General features: G+C 38.2%; 20 protein-coding genes. 15 read left to right on the top strand and 5 right to left on the bottom strand.

Annotated features, from left to right (window positions below; all coding sequences use genetic code 11):
- Nucleotides 1-31: 31 nt before the first annotated feature.
- Nucleotides 32-1243, bottom strand: coding sequence for an SO_0444 family Cu/Zn efflux transporter (locus ABXG98_RS15210; protein ID WP_353539543.1), 1212 nt, complete (start codon nt 1241-1243; stop codon nt 32-34).
- A 302-nt stretch (nt 1244-1545) separates the two neighbouring features.
- Here ABXG98_RS15210 and ffh point away from each other — a divergent pair, with 302 nt between their 5' ends.
- The 6 genes from ffh (at nt 1546) to ABXG98_RS15180 (ending at nt 5826) form a co-directional block, all read left to right on the top strand.
- Complete coding sequence (gene ffh / locus ABXG98_RS15205; protein WP_353539542.1) at nt 1546-2931, top strand: signal recognition particle protein; 1386 nt, start codon at nt 1546-1548, stop codon at nt 2929-2931.
- A 201-nt stretch (nt 2932-3132) separates the two neighbouring features.
- Nucleotides 3133-3381: a 30S ribosomal protein S16 gene (gene rpsP / locus ABXG98_RS15200; protein ID WP_353539541.1), complete on the top strand. Its 249-nt coding sequence runs from the start codon at nt 3133-3135 to the stop codon at nt 3379-3381.
- A gap of 53 nt (nt 3382-3434) precedes the next feature.
- A complete protein-coding gene (gene rimM, locus ABXG98_RS15195; protein ID WP_353539540.1) occupies nt 3435-3962 on the top strand; it encodes a ribosome maturation factor RimM in 528 nt (175 codons plus the stop codon).
- Between the two features lie 54 nt (nt 3963-4016).
- On the top strand, nt 4017-4775 hold the full coding sequence (trmD, locus tag ABXG98_RS15190) for a tRNA (guanosine(37)-N1)-methyltransferase TrmD (protein ID WP_353539563.1): 759 nt from the start codon (nt 4017-4019) through the stop codon (nt 4773-4775).
- Nucleotides 4776-4810: 35 nt separating this feature from the next.
- Nucleotides 4811-5164, top strand: coding sequence for a 50S ribosomal protein L19 (gene rplS / locus ABXG98_RS15185; RefSeq protein ID WP_353539539.1), 354 nt, complete (start codon nt 4811-4813; stop codon nt 5162-5164).
- 293 nt (nt 5165-5457) lie between these two features.
- Nucleotides 5458-5826: a PH domain-containing protein gene (locus ABXG98_RS15180; RefSeq protein ID WP_353539538.1), complete on the top strand. Its 369-nt coding sequence runs from the start codon at nt 5458-5460 to the stop codon at nt 5824-5826.
- 16 nt (nt 5827-5842) lie between these two features.
- Here ABXG98_RS15180 and ABXG98_RS15175 read toward each other — a convergent pair whose 3' ends face one another.
- Nucleotides 5843-6562, bottom strand: coding sequence for a glutathione S-transferase (locus ABXG98_RS15175; protein ID WP_353539537.1), 720 nt, complete (start codon nt 6560-6562; stop codon nt 5843-5845).
- 300 nt (nt 6563-6862) lie between these two features.
- Here ABXG98_RS15175 and ABXG98_RS15170 point away from each other — a divergent pair, with 300 nt between their 5' ends.
- Together ABXG98_RS15170 and ABXG98_RS15165 are read left to right on the top strand one after the other, a co-directional pair.
- A complete protein-coding gene (locus ABXG98_RS15170; protein WP_353539536.1) occupies nt 6863-9448 on the top strand; it encodes a PAS domain S-box protein in 2586 nt (861 codons plus the stop codon).
- Between the two features lie 97 nt (nt 9449-9545).
- Nucleotides 9546-13112, top strand: a complete 3567-nt coding sequence (locus ABXG98_RS15165; protein WP_353539535.1) for a response regulator — start codon at nt 9546-9548, stop codon at nt 13110-13112.
- Between the two features lie 35 nt (nt 13113-13147).
- Here the strand turns inward: ABXG98_RS15165 and ABXG98_RS15160 are convergent, their stop codons facing one another.
- Nucleotides 13148-14377, bottom strand: coding sequence for a response regulator (locus ABXG98_RS15160; RefSeq protein WP_353539534.1), 1230 nt, complete (start codon nt 14375-14377; stop codon nt 13148-13150).
- Nucleotides 14355-14747 (bottom strand): Hpt domain-containing protein, encoded by a 393-nt coding sequence (locus ABXG98_RS15155; RefSeq protein WP_353539533.1) that lies wholly within the window; start codon nt 14745-14747, stop codon nt 14355-14357. Before ABXG98_RS15155 ends, ABXG98_RS15160 begins: the two co-directional genes overlap by 23 nt.
- A gap of 458 nt (nt 14748-15205) precedes the next feature.
- Between ABXG98_RS15155 and ABXG98_RS15150 the strand changes: the two genes are divergently transcribed.
- A complete protein-coding gene (locus ABXG98_RS15150) occupies nt 15206-16810 on the top strand; it encodes an ABC-F family ATPase (RefSeq protein ID WP_353539532.1) in 1605 nt (534 codons plus the stop codon).
- A 31-nt stretch (nt 16811-16841) separates the two neighbouring features.
- On the opposite strand, the gene ABXG98_RS15145 is transcribed toward ABXG98_RS15150, so the two are convergent.
- On the bottom strand, nt 16842-18842 hold the full coding sequence (locus tag ABXG98_RS15145; RefSeq protein WP_353539531.1) for a tetratricopeptide repeat protein: 2001 nt from the start codon (nt 18840-18842) through the stop codon (nt 16842-16844).
- Between the two features lie 317 nt (nt 18843-19159).
- Here ABXG98_RS15145 and ABXG98_RS15140 point away from each other — a divergent pair, with 317 nt between their 5' ends.
- From ABXG98_RS15140 to ABXG98_RS15115, 6 genes are all read left to right on the top strand, one after another.
- Complete coding sequence (locus ABXG98_RS15140; protein ID WP_353539530.1) at nt 19160-19633, top strand: hypothetical protein; 474 nt, start codon at nt 19160-19162, stop codon at nt 19631-19633.
- Nucleotides 19634-19656: 23 nt separating this feature from the next.
- Complete coding sequence (locus tag ABXG98_RS15135) at nt 19657-19995, top strand: hypothetical protein (protein WP_353539529.1); 339 nt, start codon at nt 19657-19659, stop codon at nt 19993-19995.
- 393 nt (nt 19996-20388) lie between these two features.
- Nucleotides 20389-21249 (top strand): PA4780 family RIO1-like protein kinase, encoded by an 861-nt coding sequence (locus ABXG98_RS15130; protein ID WP_353539528.1) that lies wholly within the window; start codon nt 20389-20391, stop codon nt 21247-21249.
- A 170-nt stretch (nt 21250-21419) separates the two neighbouring features.
- Nucleotides 21420-22367 (top strand): CvpA family protein, encoded by a 948-nt coding sequence (locus tag ABXG98_RS15125; protein WP_353539527.1) that lies wholly within the window; start codon nt 21420-21422, stop codon nt 22365-22367.
- Between the two features lie 242 nt (nt 22368-22609).
- Nucleotides 22610-22816 (top strand): hypothetical protein, encoded by a 207-nt coding sequence (locus ABXG98_RS15120; protein ID WP_353539526.1) that lies wholly within the window; start codon nt 22610-22612, stop codon nt 22814-22816.
- Nucleotides 22817-22866: 50 nt separating this feature from the next.
- Nucleotides 22867-23400, top strand: a complete 534-nt coding sequence (locus ABXG98_RS15115) for a ClbS/DfsB family four-helix bundle protein (protein WP_353539525.1) — start codon at nt 22867-22869, stop codon at nt 23398-23400.
- Nucleotides 23401-23419 lie beyond the last annotated feature (19 nt).

Genomic DNA, 23419 nt, shown 5'->3' with positions numbered 1-23419 from the left:
GCAACACATCTATTTTGCTTGGCAAATAAGTTTAAAGCACTAACTTTCTTAAAGGCTTAATAGATAAGAATGCGATTAATGAAGCACAGGCCAAACCAAACCAGTCAGGGAGCATTTGATGGGAATGTGTCATTTGCTCGGTAATATCAATAGCATAAAAACTTAAACCAAAATCAAGTAAAGTGGCAAAGGCAATGGCACTGAGCGCAACCCCTAATAAGTATCTAATTAATACTGCGCTACCCATTTCATTTTTTATAACACCTAAAGTGGAAATATTGGTTGCAGGCCCAGCCATCATAAAGACCAACGCCGTACCGGGTGATAAACCTGCCATTATGAACCCTGCGGCAATAGGAGTTGAGGCAGTTGCACAAATATACATTGGAATTGAAATAACAATCATCAATAGCATCGCGGGTAAGCCACTGCCATAACTCAGTAAAAACTCGGCAGGTAAAAAGGTACGAACAATGGCTGCAAATGTAAGACCAATAGCAAGCCAAATAATGATGTCGTCAATCAACTTGGTTGCGGCATAATAAAGCCCCATTTTAGTTTTTTCGGTAAAACGGCTCAACAGCAGCGACTGGTTGGCTGACTTTTCATCGATTGAGGTATTGGCATTAGTTGCACAGCATGAGCTGACTTCAGGCTCAGGTTTTGGAGACTTATTAGAGCTTGTACTGCAACAGCTGCTGATTTTAGCTTCAGTAACTTCTTTTTCTATTGGTTTATTGGCACAACAGCTAGTGTTGTTTGGTTGATTATTTTTACTACCATCATCAGTTGTGTTGCTGTTATTAACGTCATCCTTAACGGCAAGAATAGTATGCTGACCAACGGTTGACACTAATAAACCTGTCATAATTGCTGACATTATTGCAGCAATGGGTCGATAAATAGCGAAAATTGGTCCCAATAACGCATATGATACAGAGACTGAATCTATGCCAGTTTCAGGCGTTGCTACTAAAAAAGATGAAGTCGCTGAAGCTGATGCGCCACTGCGTCTTAATTCCGTTGCTACAGGTATCACCCCACATGAGCATAAAGGCAATGGAGCGCCAATTAAAGCGGCTTTGACAACCGCCAACTTTCCACGACCTAAATGTTTACTTAATACGTTACTGGGTACCCACGCTTTCATTAACCCGGCAATAACTAAACCTAAAAGTAGCCAAGGGCTAGCTTCAGCACTGAGTTCAATAAAGTTTGTCATTAAAAGTAGCAGGTTTTCCATAAATACAACCATGAAAAATAAGAATAAATATATCTTACTATATCATGCTTTTATCTCTGGGGGCATTGCTTTAATTGATGTTGTACAGATTTAAGCTATCTCAATTAACGTGTTTAAATTGTTAATGAAAAAAGGGCTCTTTTATTAACGGGCTTGCTCTTTTAAACCGGCTTAAGCTGAGTGAATCTGAGCTGCGAATAACTAGCGCTATTATCCTGTCTCGACAATGACTTTATCGCAGGTATAATAGCGGTATTATTTTATGAAAATTTTCGCTTTATAGAGCGGTATTCGAGTTATACATGTTTGAGAATCTTTCCGATCGATTAGGTAAAACCCTTAAAAATATAAGCGGCCGTGGTCGTTTAACTGAAGACAACATTAAAGAAACCTTGCGCGAAGTTCGCATGGCATTGCTTGAAGCAGATGTCGCTTTACCGGTAATACGCGCGTTTGTTGGTAAAGTTAAAGAACAAGCGGTAGGGACAGATGTTTCTAAGAGCTTAACGCCGGGGCAAGTGTTCGTAAAAATTGTTCAAAAAGAGCTTGAACTTGCCATGGGGGGGATTAATGAAAATCTTGATTTAAAAGCAGCACCTCCTGCTGTGGTGTTAATGGCTGGTTTACAAGGTGCAGGTAAAACAACTTCTGTTGCGAAGTTAGCTAAATTTCTAACAGAGCGCGAAAAGAAAAAAGTATTAGTTGTCAGTGCTGATGTTTATCGACCCGCGGCAATTAAACAGCTTGAAACATTAGCAACGGAAATTAGTGTTGGCTTTTTCCCTAGTGATATTAAGCAAAAACCTATTGATATTGCTAACAATGCCATTGAGCATGCAAAGAAAAACTTTTTTGATGTGGTGATAGTTGATACTGCAGGTCGTTTGCATGTTGATGAAAGCATGATGGATGAAATTAAAGATCTGCATGCGGCTATTAATCCGATTGAAACCTTGTTTACTGTCGATGCAATGACAGGTCAAGATGCGGCAAACACGGCAAAAGCATTTAATGATGCGTTACCGCTAACAGGGGTTATATTAACCAAAACCGATGGTGATGCCCGAGGTGGTGCAGCGCTTTCAATTCGTCATATTACTGGCAAGCCTATTAAATTTATGGGGGTTGGTGAAAAAATTGAAGCGTTAGAGCCTTTTCACCCTGACAGAATAGCGTCTCGTATTTTAGGCATGGGTGACGTTTTATCACTTGTTGAAGAAATTGAACAAAAAGTTGATCGCAAGCAAGCTGAAAAGTTAGCAAAAAAAGTCAAAAGCGGTAAAAGTTTTAGCTTAGAAGATTTTCGTGATCAACTGGTCCAAATGAAAAATATGGGCGGCATGATGGGCATGATGGATAAACTGCCGGGCATGGGTAACATGGCCGATAAAATTAAGGATGGCATGGATGATAAAATCACCGTGCAAATGGAAGCCATTATTAATTCTATGACCCCTGGTGAGCGCGAACGCCCTGATATTATTAAAGGCTCACGTAAACGCAGAATTGCTGCTGGCTCAGGTACGCAAATCCAAGATGTGAATAAGTTACTGAAACAGTTTACTCAAATGCAAAAAATGATGAAAAAAATGTCAGGTAAAGGTGGCATGAAGAAAATGATGAGAAGTATGCAAGGGATGATGCCGCCAGGTGGTGGTATGGGTGGTGGCGGAATGTTTGGACGTTAACCGCTAAATCCAACAAAAGTATAAATAAATTAAAGCCTTGGTAGATAATACTAAGGCTTTTTATCTTGTAAATCAGGTAGAGATTTCAAACAATACTTGCATTTGTTCGTTAAAAGCGTAGAATACGCGAGCTTTTCTGTCGCTTAGCGGCAAGAAGTGTCTGGAAAAATCCGTTTTAACACTAAAATATAAGAGGGCGATATGGTTACCATTCGTTTAGCTCGTGGTGGCGCTAAAAAGCGTCCATTCTATCAGGTTGTTGTTGCAGATAGCCGTAACTCTCGCGATGGTCGTTTCATCGAGAAAGTTGGTTTCTTCAACCCAACAGCACAAGGTCAAGCTGAAAAATTACGCTTAGACCTAGACCGTATCAACCATTGGGTTGGTCAGGGTGCTGGTGTATCTGATCGTGTGGCTAAGTTAGTTAAAGACGCACAAACTGCGGCTTAATTAAGTTACTTAGTAAGTAAAAGTGTAGACATAGAATTTTGTTGTGAGTTGTTATGAATAAAGAAAATCAAATTATCTTAGGTAAAGTAGGCGCAGTTTACGGTATCAAAGGTTGGTTGAAAATTCATTCATTCACTGATGAACTTGAAGCTATACTTGACTATTTTCCTTGGTCATTAAAATTAGGAAATAAGACGCAAGCAGTAGAAGTTACTGATTGGCGCAAACACAATAAAGGTTTGATTGTGAAAGTGGGCAATATTGACGACAGAGACGAAGCGCAAGCATTAGTTGGCTCTGAAATATTGACCAGTGAAAAGTCATTGCCAGATTTACCCGAAGGTGAATTTTACTGGCGTGATTTAATCGGCATGAATGTGGTTACCAACAAAGGTTACGATCTAGGGATTGTTACCGATATGATGGAAACAGGCGCGAACGATGTACTGGTTGTAAAAGCAAACCTTAACGATGGCTTTAGTAAAAAAGAGCGGTTAATTCCTTATCTTTTAGAGCAAGTTATTGAGTCGGTAAGCAGAGAAAATAACCAAATTTGTGTTGACTGGGACCCAGGTTTTTAACTTGTGACTAGTGTCGATTCTTGTACTCATACTACAATGAAAGAAAAGAGCAAAATGTGGATAGGGGTCATAAGCCTTTTTCCCGAAATGTTTGACGCTATTACCGAGTATGGGGTGACAGGCCGAGCGATCCGCGGTGGGTTAATTGAGTTTCATAAGTGGAACCCAAGAGACTTTACTCATGATCGACATCGCACAGTTGACGATCGTCCTTATGGCGGTGGTCCTGGGATGTTGATGATGGTACAACCACTAAGGGATGCCATTTATTCTGCGCGAAAAGCAGCAGAAGCCAGTGGTAGAAAAGCGAAAGTCATATATTTGTCGCCGCAGGGACGTAAACTGGACCAAACAGGTGTTAGTGAATTAGCACAAGATAACTGCCTGATTTTTATTGCAGGTCGTTATGAAGGTATAGACGAACGACTAATCATGTCAGATATTGACGAAGAATGGTCGGTTGGCGATTACATTTTAAGTGGTGGGGAACTACCGGCAATGAATGTAATTGATGCCGTAGCACGATTAGTGCCGGGCGTATTGGGGCATAAAGAATCAGCAGAGCAAGACTCTTTCTCTAACGGTTTATTAGATTGTCCTCATTACACTAGGCCAGAAGTATTGACCACCTCAAATGGGGATGAAATGTCAGTACCAAAAGTTTTGTTAAGTGGAAATCACGAACACATACGTTTATGGCGCCAAGAGCAGTCTCTAATGAGAACATGGACCAGAAGACCAGAATTATTAATTAACCTAGCTCTGACAGATGAGCAGGAAAAAATGTTGGCTGATATTAAAAAGCGAACATGATCCACTTAGACTGTGCATACTAGGAAGAAGGTATTATGAGTAAAATTATTGAAATGCTCGAACAAGAGCAATTAAAAAAAGATCTACCTGCATACGCCGCTGGTGATACAGTTGTAGTTCAAGTAAAAGTTACTGAAGGTGATAAATCACGTCTTCAAGCATTTGAAGGTGTTGTTATTGCTGTTAAAAACCGTGGCTTACATTCAGCTTTCACTGTTCGTAAAATATCGAACGGTGTTGGTGTAGAACGTGTATTCCAGACACATAGCCCAATTGTTGACTCAATTGAAGTGAAACGTCGCGGTGATGTTCGTCAAGCGAAACTTTACTATCTTCGTGAACGTTCAGGTAAATCTGCACGTATCAAAGAGAAATTGGCTAAGAAGTAAAATTCTTGTCACTAAATTTCTGAAAAATAAAGATGATAGCAAAAGCCTGAATATTAACTTATTCAGGCTTTTTTAGTTTTTATAAGCTGTTGCCAAAGTATGACTCCAACAACGGCACAAGGTTATTGTAAGTAATGCGTTTAGGCTATAGTAAAAAAGATTTATTTACTAAATGCGTATAAAGGTATTAAATTAGGTTGAGCAGGACATGTGCAGGAGCAAAACAATTGTTTTTTACATGTGAAATAAGTAACTAATTATCCTTTAACCACAAAGGAACTCAAGGAAATCCGATGATTGATTTTAATAACAAAGATATTTTCAAGCTAAAACAAGATATTGATTATGCTGAAAAAGTAACCGAACTATTGTTAGAAGGTGAAGAAGTAGTTGATGCCTTTAAAACGATGCGTGATGGTGTGGTATTTACCAACAAAAGAATAATATCAGTAAACGTACAAGGCATTACCGGCAGTAAAAAAGATTTCACCTCTCTGCCTTATAAAAATATTGTTGCTTACTCTATAGAGACATCGGGCACATTCGATCTAGATGCGGAATTGGAAATATATTTTTCAGCGTTAGGTAAAGTTAGATTTGAATTTACTGGGAAATCTTCCATGCTAGAAATATCAAAAATTATTTCAAGTCATGCACTTTAATTTTTGATGCATATACTTACTCACCAACGAAAATGGTTTCTTGGCCATTTTCTATCCATAATGGATATTTTGCCATAACTTTAGTAAACATAGGGCTTTGTAAATAATTATTAAGCCATTGTTTAACCTTTGGGTATGGTGATTGTAAGTACCATTGACGCTCAATTCGTGCAAATTGACGTATAAACGGCAGTAGCGCTATATCAACAAGGCTTTCTCGCTCAGACATTAAGAATTCATGTGCTGTTAAGCGTTGCTCAAGTCTCAGGATATATTCTTCACAGGCTTGTCGACATTCGGCTAAATTTGTTTCATGGTATCGTTTTGCACATTTATAAGCGTTTAACCGCCGCTTAAATTCCACATCAAAATCGTTGATGAGTATTAACATTTGCTGTTGCATTTCACCTTGAGAATTATGTAGTAAATCATGGGGATCTGATGCTTGAAGGGCCCACAGCATAATGTCTAAACTTTCATCAATCACTAGTGAAGTATTATCTTTATGAGTTTTACGCGTTTCGCTATCTTTGCCTCTTTCAACTGATAATGTATTAGGTTCATTTAACACTAGAATTGGCACCGTAGCTTTAGCTGAAGCTTTAATCATTGCAGGTGGTTTACGAGTTAAAATCACATCGCGAAGTGCTACTGGCTGTTGTGATTTAAAAATTGCGATGCGCGCCCGTATCGCATAAGGGCAATTTCTTAGTGAATAAAGAACAGGTAGTGCCATGTGATCGATACTCTTAAATAGTTAATGATTGCACACTTTAACGGGATTCATTGTTGAAATAAAACCTTTGTTCTGAAATTAATAGCATAAAATGCAGGTGTGTCACTTCACGGCTCCTTTTTATTTAAGCCAATGCCATATTACTCGCTTAGCAGTTTAAATGGGTTAAGTTTGCTGTTGGTTTTTTGACAGCATGACAGCAGTATTCTCAGCTATTCGTTCAGAAAATATAAATAAAAATTATCTAATTGCAAAATAACGGCTATGATTAAATAAAGTTTTAATTCTAACTGCCTAAATTTGAAAGATTTTTACCACTCTAAAATGGGGAGTATTCCCGTTGTTATTATTTTTCTAGCTGGAATAGCGGTTTCTTGCGCACTTTTTTTATTAGAACAAAAGCTGGTTAACCAAGAACAAGTTGACCGATTTAAGCATAATGCTTCAGCGCATATGCATGATATTGAATCTCTAGTGGAACAACAACTCATCTTATTGAGTGCGCTTGGCGCTTTTATACAAGAAGCGCCAGTCATCAATACCAAAAATATTCAGCGCTTTGTTGACGGTATTATTCACGGTGAAAATAAGTTTCAGGCGATTGCTTGGGCGCCGGAGTTACTTTTAGCAAACAAAGAGGCCTATGTAAATTCTATGCGAACACAAGGGTATCCTCAATTTCAATTGTCGGAAATAGACCCTCAAGGGAATATGGTAATTGCTGGTGAGCGAGCTAAGTACTATCCGGTAACTCATGTGTCACCTTATAAGGAAAATGCAGGGGTATTAGGTTTTGACTTAGGGTCAAACACCAAGCGTCTTCTTGCACTTGAACTAGCGATTAAAAGTGGTGAGCCTGTTCTGAGTGAACCAGTAGATTTGGTGCCATTAAGCAATGGCAATATTGGTGTTTTGCTGGTTTTGGCCGTTTATAATAAGGTGCTTCCTTTGCGTGTTGAACGTCAAAGTATGAGTGAATTAAAGGGGTTTGCAATTCTTGCAATTAGTATTGAGAACATCTTTGAAAGTATAACTCAACGCTATTCTATGGATCATCAACTTTATTTATTTGATGAAACCTCATCCTCAGCGCCTCAATTTGTCTATACGGACGTATTTAACCAAGTAAATAATCCACTCTCAATCATCACAGTTGAGCAATTACGCCAAGGTATCTACACAGAAGATACTTTTATCTTAGGTGGTAGGACATGGACAGTGATAGCCAAACCAAGTGAAACTTACTTTACGAACGCTCAAGCAAGAACAAGTAAGTTAGTGTTGTTTGTTTCATTGACATTAACTTTATTCATCACATTCTATGTCGTTGTGCTCCGACAGAAGCATCGTTTAATTAAAGATAAAGTTATGCAACGTACACGGGAGCTTAAAAGTAATGAAGACTTAGTGAGAAGCATTGTTAAAACGGCTGCTGAAGGTATAGTGACTATTAATAAAGAAAAAGAAATTTGCTCATTTAACTATGCAGCACAAAGCATATTTGGTTATTCAGCAGATGAGATTTTAGGCCAACAACTAAATGTACTAATTCCAGATTCGCATCATGCTCAATATGATCAATACATTGAGCGACACTTAAGTGTAGATCAAAGCTCAATGATGAACCTTAAACAAGAAGCTATTGGTAAGCGAAAAAATGGCAGACACTTTCCAATGTCTTTGGCTGTGAGTGAGTTTTTGTATTCGGGAGAAAAAATGTTCACTGCTATTGTCAGTGATAGTACCGAAAAAGTTAAAGCTCAAGAGCAACTTAATCAGTTTAAAACCAGTTTGGATCTAATTGGTGATGCGGTGTTTATGTTTCACCCTGAAACGCTTAAGTTTTTCTATGTTAACCAGCAAGCAATTCGTTATTTAGGTTATCAACAAAGTGAACTCTTGAGTATGAAAGCCGTAGACATTCGCTCAGATATCGACGCTGAGGCATACCGAGAAATATTAACCCCGCTCATTGCCGGGCCTTGTCATGCTACCTTGTTCCAATCGCGACACAAAAATAAAGCTGGAGAGGAAATACCGGTTGAAGTTCATTTGCAATATATTGCCCCATCAGGACAGCCGGCTCGGTTCATTGCCATTGTTCAAGATATCTCAGCTCGCCTGGAAGATGAGCAAGAGTTAGTTGAAGCCAAAGACAAGGCAGAGCAATTGGCTCGGTTAAAATCTGAGTTTATGGCTAATATGAGTCATGAATTACGTACGCCGTTAAATGCAATTATTGGTTTTTCTGAAGCTTTACATGGAGGTGTGTTGGGTGATATGCCTGAAAACCAAATAGAATATGTCAGTGAAATATTAACGAGCGGTAAACACCTACTGTCATTAATCAATGATGTGCTTGATGTATCAAAACTGGATGCAGGAAAAATGTCACTAGTAATATCAGAGGTTAATATTCCTGTATTGTTAAATAATATCACCTTTGTGTTTCAAGAGATGGCTGATTCAGCACAAATAAACCTGAGTTACGAGTATGAAAATAACGTTAAAACGATACAAGCTGATGAACGTAAACTTCGCCAATGTCTTTATAATTTGGTGTCAAATGCAATAAAGTTCACCCCTGCAGGAGGGCAGGTGGTGATTCGTGCTACTGATGGCGAAGATAATATCGAAATTGCCGTTGAAGATACCGGTATTGGTATTGCTTTAAATGATATGGCTCGGTTGTTTAATGCGTTTGAACAGATTGATGGTGGTGTCACTCGTCAATATGAAGGCACAGGTTTAGGTTTAGTTATTGTTGAAAATTTGGTTAATTTGCATGGTGGTATTCTTGGCTTGATTAGTGAATTAGGTGAAGGGAGTACTTTTACCATGTTGCTTCCTAAAGTATCTACCTATCAAAATACTATCGACCAATAAAAATAATCGTGATAAGGCAATAAAATACAGCTACTTGGCTATACTAACAGCTAGAGTTAGTGTGATAACACAGAACAAGGATATTAGAGGATAGAAGATGCTTCAAGCACCAGCACCAATGACTAACAACTTATGCGCTAAAGTATTGATTGTTGATGATGAATCAACGAATCGTCGCTTGCTTAACGATCTTGTGAGCCATGAAGGGCATCAGCCTATACTTGCTAGCAGCGGGAAAGAGGCCATAGATATTATTGCAACTCAAGAAGTTGACGTGGTGTTACTTGATTTAATGATGCCAGTAATGTCTGGCATTGAAGTGCTTAACGAATTATCACTCCAGAAAAGAATACCTGGTTTAGCGGTAGTGATTGTGACTGCACTTGAAGATAGAAAAATAAAAGTGGAAGCACTAACTGCCGGTGCTGTAGACTTTATCAGTAAACCAATTGATCGATTGGAAGTAGCATGTAAAGTCCGTTCCTTAGCAGAGCTGAGTCAACTGCGTCGTCAAACCGCTAATATTGCCTCGCAAGCTGCATCAAAACAGTTATTAAGCCGTTTTCAGCGTATTGTAAATAATTTGCCTCTCTACCTTTATGAATATGATAAACAGGATGTTGGAGGCTTTATAAATGCTTGGATTGCCGGAGATACTGAAAACATTACCGGGCTAACAAAGCTTGAATGTAACTCTCCTAAAATATATGCCAGCTATGTTCATGCACAGGATAGAAGTAAATACTGTGACAAAATGGCTGAAATTCAAATGGGTAAGCTTACACAATGGAATATAACATATCGCTGGCAACACCCAAGTAAAGGGGAACGATACTTATTAGATGTTGGTCAATATGATCAAACTAATCAAATATTGTTAGGTGCGGTATTTGATGTAACCCATCAAAAGCAACTTGAAGAAAAATTACTACAGTCACATAAAATGGAAGCGGTGGGGCAACTGGCAGCAGGTATAGCCCATGATTTTAATAACTTAATTGCAGTGATAGCCTCATTCTCTACTTTTGCTTACGACAGTATTGAAGATAAGCAAAGTAAAGCGGATATCAAAGAAGTGTTAAATGCAGCTAAACGAGCAGAAGGGTTGACTAGTCAATTACTGACTTTTTCTAGCCAGCGATCAGTAAGAAACAAGGTGATTGATTTAAATGAAAGTTTAACTCAAATGAATAAAATTTTGGCTAGCACAATTAATGAAAACATCAATTTAAACATGGAGTTATCACCGCAGCCTGTTTTAGTCAAAATTGATCCAGTCCAATTTGATCAAGTATTGTTAAACCTCGTTGTTAATGCTCGAGATGCTATGCCTCAAGGCGGTTCGTTAACTATTTCGCTTAAGGTGAATTATGCCAGTGATGATAAGCCCTGTATGGTTGAACTTAATGTACAAGACACAGGTACTGGTATGGATCAACGCACCCAGGAGAATATTTTTGCCCCGTTCTTTACCACTAAAGACAAAAACAAAGGAACAGGGTTAGGTTTAGCAATATGCTACAACGTAATTAACGAAGCGGGTGGCACCCTGTCGGTGAAGAGTAAACTCGACAAGGGATCAACTTTCACCGTTGAATTACCCTACAGTAGTGAAAAAATCACCCATAAAAAACCCAGTAAAACCGCATCATTTAATGGTCGTGGTCACCAGGTACTGATAGCTGAAGATGATTACTCATTAAGGATGGGCTTAGTTCGAATTTTAACGAATGCAGGCTATCAAGTGGATGATGTTGAAACCGGTACTGAAGCCATTGCTCAGCTTAAATTGATGGGGGAGCAATATAGTTTAGTTTTTTGTGATGTGATGATGCCGGGCGCTACTGGTTATGAAGTAGCTGATTATGCCAAGCAAAATTTTCCAACAATAGCTTTTTTATTAACAACAGGTTATACCGATGGCAGTGTTACACCAGAAAAACGTCCGGATTTAACATTATTATGGAAACCGGTATCAAGTGAACAGTTACTTAATGCTGTAGGATCGGCAATAACAAATGCCAAACAACAGCAAAGCTTTTCTGATGGAGCAGGTGTTAATAATGATGTTTTGATCATTGAAGATGATGAAATTATTCAAATTGCCTATCGCAGAATACTGAGTAAGAGTAATTATCAGGTCTTAATAGTCGACGGGCTTACTCTGGCTAAGGAAGCCATTAATAAAGGTTTACAGCCAGTAGTAATACTTTGTGATCTTAACCTTACTGATGGTAGTGCAATTGAACTCTTTGATTGGTTAGAAAGTAATAACCCTGAACTCGTTAATAGGGTGACGGTGATCACTGGAGGAGCTATTGATAAAGCAGGTGAAACGTTTGTTAATAGTGGGCGATGCTCAGTGTTAACCAAACCCGTTAGAAATGATGTGCTTCTTTCTCACCTTGATCAGAACAGTTGTAAAATCGCTAATCAGACTGGGTCTCAAAGCTTGTTGCCAGCAGAGGTTGAAGTAGCAGAAGAGCTCACACCCGCAGAAAATACATTTGGAGAGCAAATTTTATTGGTTGAAGATGATCTATCTGTTGCTAAAGCGTGTCGCAGGATATTGAAAGATGCTGGTTTTGAACCTGTAGTGGTTAACAGTTTAGCCGATGCTAGAAAGGCGATTGAAAAACAAAAATATGACGGCATGATCACTGATTTGTCTTTAGTTGATGGCAATGGGTTAGAGTTGTTGAACGAATTGAGAGTCTCAGGGCAAGAGCTACCAACTGTGGTTATTACCGGTGGAGGTACGGTCGAAACAGCTATACAGGCTGTTAGGCTTAATGCTTATGATTACTTAATTAAACCTTTTCGTGCTAAAGAATTAGTGAGCACAATTCGTAAAGCGGTGGATACCGGACGAGTTAACCAATTGCGTGCTAAGCTACTCGCTTCTCGATTTGGTGGCGATGAATTTACCGCTGATGTAAAAGCAACAGCGGCATTATTTGAACGAGCCTTACCGAGAATTAGAGTAGAGTTTCAACCCATTGTTCGTAGTAGTGATAGTTCTATTTATGCCTTTGAAGCTTTACTGCGTTGCGATGAGCCTGAACTAGCGACACCATTACGCTTGTTAGCTGCTGCTGAAGTTATCGGACGTGTTGTTGAAGTTGGCTATGCTGTGCGAGAGTTTGTTGCACAAACTTTAAAAAGTCACCCCGACCGAGTAGAAACTATCTTTGTGAATCTTCATCCTTCAGAGCTTCGTGCTGATTTATTAATTGAGGCCTGTGAGCCTTTATTAACAGTGGCATCAAGAATTGTATTGGAAGTAACTGAACGGGCCAGTTTGGGTAATAGTAGTAAATTACAAGATGATTTACGCTTGATTAGAGAGCAGGGATACCGATTGGCGGTTGATGACTTGGGGGAAGGTTATTCTGGTCTTAATAGCTTAGTCTCTTTACTACCTGATTTTGTTAAAATAGATATGTGTTTAATTCAAGGCGTTCATAGAGCTCCCATGAAGCAAGATATCATAGGAGCAATTGTCGCCATGGCAAAACGCTCCGGCATCACCGTTATCGCTGAGGGAATAGAATGCATAGAAGAGCGAGATACCTTGCAAAAACTAGGTGTCGACTTATTTCAAGGTTTTCTGTTTTCAAAGCCTAAAAAGGCTTTTCCAGATGTGCACAACCCTGATAGCTAAAATATTGGCTAATTGATGTTAGGCTGGCTGAATATTTATGCTAGGTACAATGGGAGGTCATGCTGCTTGAATAATTTTATAATGGTGGATTTAAACATAGGTTTAATGATATAGCCCTTTGCACCCATAAGAATGGCTTTTTTTACGGTGTTTTTGTTTTTATCGCCGGTCAGCATAACAAAGGGGGTTTCACTATTTTGACTTTCATTTTTTTTAATTTGATCTAGCAAGTACAATCCGTTGGTATCAGGTAAACTAATGTCGAGTAACACCAGATCAAACTTTTGTTGATTGAGCAGCATTAGCGCGCGTCTACCTGAATAGGCGGAAGTTACATTAACTTTATAAGGTTTAAATAATAAGGTTGTGGTGTGAATACTCATCGGGTCATCTTCAATAAGTAAAAGGTTAGGAGGTAATTTAACCTTAGATATATCAGTATTTAATGGGGGAGGATTGACGACAGGGGCCTCTGTAGTGTCAGTTTTGTCCGAAGCAACATCAGCAGGTGTATCTGTTTGCTGTGCTTCCTCAGTTAATAAGTTAGGATCATTAACGATAACTTTTTGTAATAAACTTAAGGCTTTATCTTGAATTTTTAATAACTCAGGCCTGATTTCGTCAGAGCGAATTGTTGAGAGCGTACTTTTTAGTAAGTCTAAATCAAGTTTAGCTGTTTGTTCTCTAATAATTTGCTCGGTGGCACGATCTAGCGCCTGATCTATGTTAGAAATGCTCTGCTCAAAATCTTGACGCAGCTCTTCTTTGCGTTCAAGGCCTTTGGCAATAATAGCTTTACTATATTCTGAGTAATTTTGGTTTTGATTGATAAAATCAACACCATTGGCCTCGGTAAAACATAACCCCAGTCTTTTTAACAAATGCTCACAAATCACCAAAGGTCGATGTGCCTCATAAAGCGGTCGTGAAACAAGGTAGTCATCTATGATACCAGCAGCAAAGGCTTCGTATGCTTCTTTTTCATCATGACGTGAAACGAGTGAAACAATGAGGTGTTCACAGGGGGTGGCATTATGGATACCGTCTAATGCTTCAAAATACACTCTCAGAGTTTCTTGAAACTGCTCGGCAGCAATAAATATTATTTTCGGGGTTTCTTCTTTAATGTGAAGACTAATGTCATGAATCGATGAAATTACCACAACACGCAATTTGAAATTATTAAGCGTGTCTATTAATAGCTTGTCATCATCGATATCACAGGTATATAAAATAATATGATTACTTTTTGAATTCTTTAACACTTTGACTCCATGCTTCCAATAAATGTATAACCTCGTTTAACTCAGATAGAGCCTTTTCTCCTGTCAATTTCACTAACTTAGGCTCAAGTGGACTAGCCATTGCTGCATATTCCAGCTCACGACAGTAATTGCTTAATGCTTGAGCGCCTAAGTATAAAGAGCCACTTTTCATATTATGAGCAACGACTTTGATTTTTTCAAAATCATTGCAATCAAACGCTTGGTTTAGATCTTTAATACACTTTTTCATGTTTTTAAGAAATAGCACAACATAGCTATGCAGGTCGTTAAGCGCTAGTTCACCGGTAAACTGATAAACGGCAGTTAAGTCAAGCTTTTCAGAATGTATTGTTGGGACTGCTTTCAACAAAGTTCTCCATTTTGGGTTGTTGACTTAGGTTAATATCAAGCTAAATTTGTGATGTATTTTATCGTATCACTGTAACATTGGCAGATAACTCTACCAAACACTAGATTCTATTCTTTCATAAGAGTCTAGCTTCTACTTTGATATATCGCAAAATATATTCCTCTTTATATTACGATAAGAGGTTATTTTTATAGGTTTTTCTATCGTTGATGTGCCCAGTGAAGTTATTAAGACAGTCAATAACACGGCAGGTGAAAAAAACAGCATAGGATTATCAAGATAAACTATATAGTCTTGAATTTGTAGTTAGTCTTGAATTTGCTGTATAATGCGCGACCTTATTATTTTGAGTCTTTTTTGTTGTTTCCTGCACTAGTTTTTTTACCTAAATTGGTAATTTGCATTATCCTAGCAATCAATCATTCAATAACTGTTGGCAAAAATTCAGGAATCTCCTTTTGATCACTACATCTAATATTACAATGCAATTTGGTGCTGAACCATTGTTTGAAAATATCTCGGCTAAATTTGGCAATGGCAACCGTTATGGCCTGATTGGCGCTAATGGTTGTGGCAAGTCTACTTTCATGAAAATTTTGAGTGGAGAGTTAGCGCCAAGCTCAGGAAATGTGTCTATCAACACCGGTATTAAGGTTGGCACATTGAGCCAAGATCAATTTGCTTTTGAACAATTTAGCGTCATAGACACTGTAATTATGGGTGATGAGGCATTATGGAAAGTGAAACAAGAAAGAGATGCTATTTACGCTCAAGCTGAAATGAGCGAAGCTGACGGTATGCGAGTTGGTGATTTAGAAAGCCAATTTGCTGAAATGGACGGTTACACGGCAGAAAGTCGAGCAGGTGAAATTTTACTTGAAGCCGGTATTGAGGAGTCTTTTCATTTTGGATTGATGGCACAGGTAGCACCCGGTTGGAAACTACGCGTTTTACTTGCACAAGCTCTTTTTGCTAATCCTGATATATTATTACTAGATGAGCCGACCAATAACTTGGATATCCACACTATTAGCTGGTTAGAAGGTGAGTTAAATAAACGAAAGTGCACCATGATCATTATCTCCCATGATCGACATTTTCTTAATTCAGTTTGTACCCATATGGCTGATATTGATTATGGCGAACTGCGTATTTACCCGGGAAATTATGAATACTTTATAGCGCAATCAAGTTTATTACGCGAACAGTTATTGTCAGGAAATGCTAAAAAGGCAGAAGAAATTGCAGAGCTACAAGACTTTGTTAATCGCTTTGGCGCAAATGCTTCAAAAGCGAAACAAGCGAGTTCTCGTGCAAAAAAAATGGATAAAATTAAACTTGATGATGTGAAATCGTCGAGCCGTATTACCCCTAAAATTGCTTTTGCACCAGGTAAAAAAATGCACCGCCAAGCACTAGAGCTTGAAGGTATTGGTCATGGCTTTGATGATGGTATGTTGTTTGAAAAAGGTGACTTATTGCTACCAGCGGGCGCAAAATTAGCGATAATAGGTGAAAATGGTGTTGGTAAAACCACCTTTTTACGCTGTTTAATGAATGAGTTATCATGTGCTCAAGGTGTGGTTAAATGGTCTGAAAATGCCTCTATAGGCTATTGCCCACAAGATAGTAGTGCCTTTTTTGAGAATGATTTAACACTCATGGATTGGATGTCGCAATGGCGCAGACCTTGCCACAATGATTTAAGTGTTAGGGCTATGTTAGGGCGTTTGCTGTTTACTGATGATGATGCGAATAAAAAAGCCCGTAACTGCTCAGGTGGTGAGAAAAACCGCCTATTATTTGGCATGTTAATGATGGCTGATATTAATGTTTTGATCATGGATGAGCCAACTAACCACATGGATATTGAAGCAATTGACGCTTTAAACAATGCCTTAAAAGACTTTGAAGGTACCTTGATTTTTGTCAGTCATGACCGTGAGTTTGTTTCAAGTTTGGCTACTCGCATTATTGACATAAAAGAGAAAAAACTGGTGAGCTTTGAGGGAACGCTTGACGATTACCTTGCTAGTCAAATTAGCGCACAAAAAGTGGCTTAATTAACCAAACCTAAGCTGATAATCACGCTAATCAAATTGCTAATGCTGTCAAATCTGGTGATTGCGCGTAAATGGGACAGGTACTTACAATGTTTTTAGTTACCTGAGTCGCTTTGTTGTTGTTATGTTGCCACTGATGCATTATGGCAATTTTGAGTTGATGGGCCAATGGCAAGTTTTTTGGCTTTAATTGTGATAATTGTTCTAATAATGATGGCGTAACGCTAGTTCCTTTTAATCTGTGCAGTGCTAACTGAAAATATAATGAGTAAACATTATCAATTTCAGTCGTTTGGTTTTTACTTTGGTCTTGTTGATATTCAACAAGAGCGATTTCATAATATTTGACAGCTTGTTCGTTATTGTTAAGCCATCGATGGGCATCTGCCAGTTGCCCCCATTGCATATATAAACCTCCGTGTTCATCAAAATGATCCATGGCCTGTTTCATGTTTTTTAGTGCCAGTTGCAGACGTCCTTGATAGGCATTAACAAAGTATAAGGTTTCATAAGCGATATAAGAGTTGGGATCTACTATCAACATTTTATTTGAATACGCTTGCGCCTGTGTCAAATCTGCTTGGCAAAGACTTAGTATCGCACCATTAGCAAGTATTATTTGATTGCTAACTAACCCTGTTAGTTTTTTGATTACAGCAAGGGCATGCTTAGGTTGTTTGGCTAAATAAAAAAAATTTGACAGTAAGTGGTAGCTTTTCCAGTAGCTAGGATCGTGAACAATGGCTTGTTGAGCTAAATTGATAGCCTGATCAAGCGAGTGGTTTCTATTCGCTGGATTTTCTAAATAATAATGCATATTGAGTTGGGCTTGGCCAAGGAGTCCTTCGACATTGTTTGGCATTTGTTCAAGTATTTGTTTATAAGCAAAAGCTGCAGCCTCGAATTGCCCATTTTTAAATAAGCGAAATGCATTCGTTGTTAAAACAAAAGGGTGTTGGCCGTCAAGTGTTAGCGCTTGCCCACATAGGGTTCTTGCTTGTTCAAAACTGGCTTTTTCGTTCTCATGCCAACCGGTATTCACTTTAATAAGACAGTTAATTGCTAATGATTCAGCATTTTGTGATGAAAGAGATGAGAGCTCAGTCAATGCTTGATTCATATTGTACTCATTAAAAAAACGTTCTGTTAATAATCTAGCCTCGGTGATTTTTGTGGCGGTATGGCTTTCTATTTCGCTACGGGTATTATGATCGCCTATTGTTTGGTGAACGCGCTTACTTAGGTATGGGTATGATTGATGAAATTCATTTTTGCTCAGATTAACCACCGAACCAATGGACGTTGTTTCACCATCAAAGTGTTTAATAAAAAGTGACAAGTAACGCTCTTGTTCTAGGGATTCTAAAATCAAAATATTATCGACTTCGTAGTCATCAAGAGCTTTTTTGCTTATAATAAAGTCTTCAAATAAAGCCTCAGGAACTAAGGCTAGTCGATTAGTGTTTTGACTTTGCTGTATGTGGCGCGCTAGCGGATATAAACTTTTACTACTCGGGTAAATTAAGCTGTTATTGACTGAAATATTACTTGAACGATTGAATGGATGATCGGGCAATTTCAGGTAAGAATAATAGGCCACAATAACGACTAAAATAAATGTGAATGTGATAATAACCGACGTTTGCCAGCCTTTATTAGTCCTATTGTTATTCATTTCAGTTGAAGTTTCGGGAACTGCTTTATTTAACACAGAGCTATAGCTGCTTGAATTTTCAGTATCTTGAGGCATGCAAGCCATATGACTATCGGCTAAAATTGCTTGGTCGGTTTGTGTCAGGTAGAGTTTAAAAGCTTCAACGCTTAAGGCTTTGGCAACACGTTCTAAGGAATGGTGTTCAACATTTTTTTGTCTAAACACTCGATTGACCAGATCTTTAGGCTCGCTATCTAATTCTTCGTTATCCGCAATTTTCCTAGCAAGCTCTGCTTGAGACTTGATCCCTGCAATAGACATGTATTGCTCTAACTTTATGCGAGAGGCTTTAACACCGCGTTGTCTTTTATTTGCCATTGTTATGCTAGTAGCCTTTAAACAAATTCCAAATTTCCATGACTTATTCTACCGTTTTAGTATTTCAAATTTCATAGGATTTGCAACAACTATCTATCTTTCACTTATTTTTACTCAGCTCTTAATTTACATCTCATCCAATTGTAATAACAGGCTCTTTTATGGCGCACCCAAGCGTTATTTTAAGCTAATGACGGTTATTTACCGTTAACTGTCGATGTTTTGTCACCACTTTTATTATAAAACTATGACTGAGAAAAGAGAGTTAAATACATTAATCCGGGTGTTGTTATTATGAAAAACCATAGGAGGTGCAAATGTCATTATTTACATTTGAGGTACGCAGAGGTTGGGTATCTAATAAACAAGATATGCAAACAATTTCAGGGCAGATGAATAGGGGAAGAGGTCATATTAAGACCAAGCACAAATCAGCTTTTACTATTGATGGCAAACCAGCCTTGCTAAATGGTTCTGCAGGACTGTATTTTTCCAATGAAGATGAAATTATTGCTACAGGTCAAACAACCTCAGACGGTGTATTCCACATTGCCAACTTTAAAAATTTGTCGAGTGGTGTCATTCAACATGGCTCAACAGTCATACCTGCACTCATGGGAGGGTGTTGCCTGTTTATTGGCGTTTGGACTTACTTCTTGGTGATAACGCCCATTTTATTTATTCCTCTTGGCATGTTTGGGCTTTTGGGCGCCTTTAAAGCGATGCAGGCAAATAAATACTTAGACGCTGAGTTAACTAATCAAAAATTAAATCAATCTGTTCTACCATAAACCAATTAAAAGGAAATACGACAATGAGAAATATTAGTCTTGTTATGCTATGCACAGCTGTCATCAATGTTGTTGCATGCAGCGGTGGTGTCGAGCCATCAGAGGATGAAATAAAACAGGCAATGTTAAGCCAACTTAAATCTCAACTTGAGAAATCTTCAGGTGTTTTTAAAGAGGGGGATGTAAAGGTTCGGTATATAAAAAAAATTGGCTGCAATAAGGTTGAAGAGCAAGGTGGTTATCAATGTGATGTTGATATCGATGTAGATCTTAAATTGCCATTTGTTGGCGTACAAAATCAAAAAGGTGTGCAATCTTTTAGGTTTGTAAAAACTGAGGAAGGGTGGAATGTAGTGCAGTAGCGAGGGTACCAAATTCAAGCAATGTTTTTTCTTTATAAACCATGCAGTTATTCAAGCTGTGTGGTTTACTTTTATTTTTTACTATCAATTTGGTAACCCTCTTTATTATCAGGATCTTGATTGACTATTGTAATTGTTGGGCAATAATTATGTTTAATCAACTCGCTTGTTCTAAGCTTGCTAATGGCGCTATAAGTTTGGAATAAATTTAATCAAAGTGTTATTGCTCATGCTATACTTGGCAGCGATACAACTGTGATAACAGTCGCTTATTTAATATGCTCAAGCTAATTACTGTAGACTTTAACTGATCTAATGGGGTGATATAATTTTCTTTTACCAAAAACAATTTATAGCCAACGGGCTAAATTTATTTAAAGGCTTAGCTGTGTTATGAAAATCCCAAAACGAATCCAGCCCTTGGTGGATGATGGTCTTGTTGATGCAGTTGTAAGCCAATTAATGAGTGGTAAAGAAGCGACTGTATATATGGTTCGCTGCGGTGATAACATTCGTTGTGCTAAAGTGTACAAAGAAGCGAACAAACGCAGTTTTAAAAAAGCCGCTCAATACCAAGAAGGCAGAAAAAGCCGAAATAGCAGACGCTCCCGAGCGATGGAAAAAGGCTCTAAGTATGGCCGAAAACAACAAGAGCAGGCATGGCAAAATGCTGAAGTTGATGCACTATATACAGTAGCAGAAGCGGGTGTTAGGGTGCCTCAGCCGTATGGTTGTTTTGATGGTGTATTGCTGATGGAATTAATCACTGATGAAGGTGGAGATGTTGCTCCACGCTTAAACGATGTGGTTATGTCCAAAGAACAAGCGATAGAAGACCATCAATTGGTTATGAATTATGTTGCGCGAATGTTATGTGTTGGTATTGTTCATGGTGATTTATCTGAATTTAACGTACTTGTTGATGAATATGGTCCTGTAATCATTGACTTGCCTCAAGCGGTAGATGCTTCAGCAAATAACAATGCTAAAGCTATGTTAATTCGCGATGTGAATAATATGACCCAATACTATGGGCAATTTGCGCCTGAATTACTTTTAAGTCAATATGCTCAAGAAATGTGGGCTTTGTATGAAAGTGGTGAGTTGACCTCTAAAACTCAACTTTCAGGATTATTTGAAGAAAACAATGCTGCAGCTAATGTTGATACCGTAATAGAAGAAATTAAAGCGGCTTTTATTGAAGAGCAAGGTAGACTTGAGCGTATAGCACAAGCAAATGAAATAGACCTTTAACCATTCAAAGCGCAAATTTTAATCAGTGAAAGTTTGCATCAATTCAAGAGCTAAACAAAAACATAGAGACAGTATAAGTGTTTGTATGTTTGCAACAAAATGTTTACTATTTGTATACAAAAACATCTTAAGTTAACTTGGTATAACACCTACTTTTAAAGGAAAAATCTATGATTGGCATAGCGCTGTTTTCAATAGTACTACTTTACTTTATTTACCGAGGCTATCGTCTCGGTTTAGGATTAGTGCTAGCAAAATTAGTCAGTTTAATCGCGGCCTACTTTATTGCGGTAAGCTTTGCGCAAGAAGGTGCCGTACTAATAAGCAAAGAAACAATGCTACAGGGGCTTGGCGCCTATTTTGCTGCGGGGTTTGTCATTTTTGTTATTAGCGCCATTGTTATATCGATTTTATTAAGAATTTTACTTCATGTATTAGGAAAGATAACCGATGGACAATCAACTTTAGCTATTCCAGGGGCAATTGCGAATGGCTTTATTGGTGCAGCTTTAGGCTTGGCGTTAGTTTGGTTTGCCAATATGGTAGGCACTGCATTAACACAAGGAGAATTACCGCCTGATAACCCTATTAATAACTGGTCGCAAAAAGTAATGGGTGGCACAATTGATACGGTGTTATCTCAGCAATTTCCTCAAGCACCACAATTGGTTGGTGTAGCTTCTTATGTACTTAAAAATCCCGCTCGCGGTATTAACGATGGTATTACCTTAGCTAATAATCCTGATGTTCAAAAGCTTGCAAATAGTAAAAGAGTTAGGCGAATGGTGCAAAAAAGAGATGTGCTTGGCTTGATGGTCGCACCTGAAATTAATGCGGTACTTGATGACCAAACAGTACAGCGAATTTTAGATGAAACCAATGTGTTGGGTGATGTTGATGTCACTGATAAAACAGCAGTAAAAATGCGCCTTACTGAAGAAATAATGACAACACTTATTCGCGTTGAAGCGGTTAAACAAAACCCTCGTTTCAAAATGCTAACCCGTGATCCCGAGATCAAACGTATGCTTAACAATAATGATGTTGTTGGTTTAATGAGCAGTCCAAAAGTGAAAGAAATTATGCAGATTATTATGGACTCAGGCATAATCAAATAGCGCTTGGGTTAGCTGAGCCTCAAACCTTGAAAATACTAGTTATGAAAATTACTTGTTAAATGGCTAACTAGGCTGGCTCGTATCGCTAATGCTACATCAGTGAATTAGCGATTATTGCACATAGCCACTTGCTATTTCTTACTTATTCTTAATAATATTGAACTTTATCCTCAATTCTTCCTCTTATTTTTTACCTATTATAACTTTGGCATGATTGTTAAAATACCTGTATGAATTATTATATGAATAAATGTTTGTTTGTCGCTATATTACTGTTGGCATTAACTGGCTGCAGTAATAAGCAATTGTATCAAGCTGGACAAGACTACCGAAAAAGCGAATGTATTAGAGCAGCAGTATCAGCTTCACAACATCAAGATTGCTTAAAGCTAAAGCGCCAGTCTTATGAAGCATATGAAGCTGAGCGCAAGGCTATAAACCAAAAGTGATACTGAATTGTATATGGTTTTGCTTTAATTAAGGATAATGGTGTATAAAGATGAGTAGACCTACAACTAAAGCGGATTTAATTGAAGCGGCAACCACGCACTTTGACTTGTTATGGGAAGTTATCAACCTAATGCCAGAGCGTGCATTAAAAACAGAATTTAATTTCTCAAACGATAGCAAAAAAATTGAAGCTCACTGGCAACGTGATAAAAACCTCAGGGATGTGTTAATTCACCTTTGGGAATGGCATCAACTGTTGTTAAATTGGGTTGATGCTAATATGACTGGTATAAAGTCGCCATTTCTTCCAGCCCCTTATAACTGGAAAACCTATGCTGACATGAATAAAGAAATTCGGCAGCGTCATCAAAATACTCAACTTAATGATGCTATGCAAAGACTGAAGAAAAGTCATGATCAAGCCTTAGCTTTAATACAGTCTTTTTCTAATGAGCAGCTTTTTACAAAAAAACACTTTGATTGGACCGGCAGTACATCACTTGCAAGTTATTGTATATCCGCGTTATCTAGCCATTATGATTGGGCTATTAAAAAGTTACGAGCGCATACTAAACGTTTTTAAAATAATTATTAATAGGAGC

It is taken from the genome of Colwellia sp. KU-HH00111, from assembly GCF_040362745.1.
Taxonomy (GTDB): domain Bacteria; phylum Pseudomonadota; class Gammaproteobacteria; order Enterobacterales; family Alteromonadaceae; genus Colwellia.
Note: the sequence above shows the minus strand (reverse complement) of the source record. Positions and strands in the feature narration are given on the sequence as shown.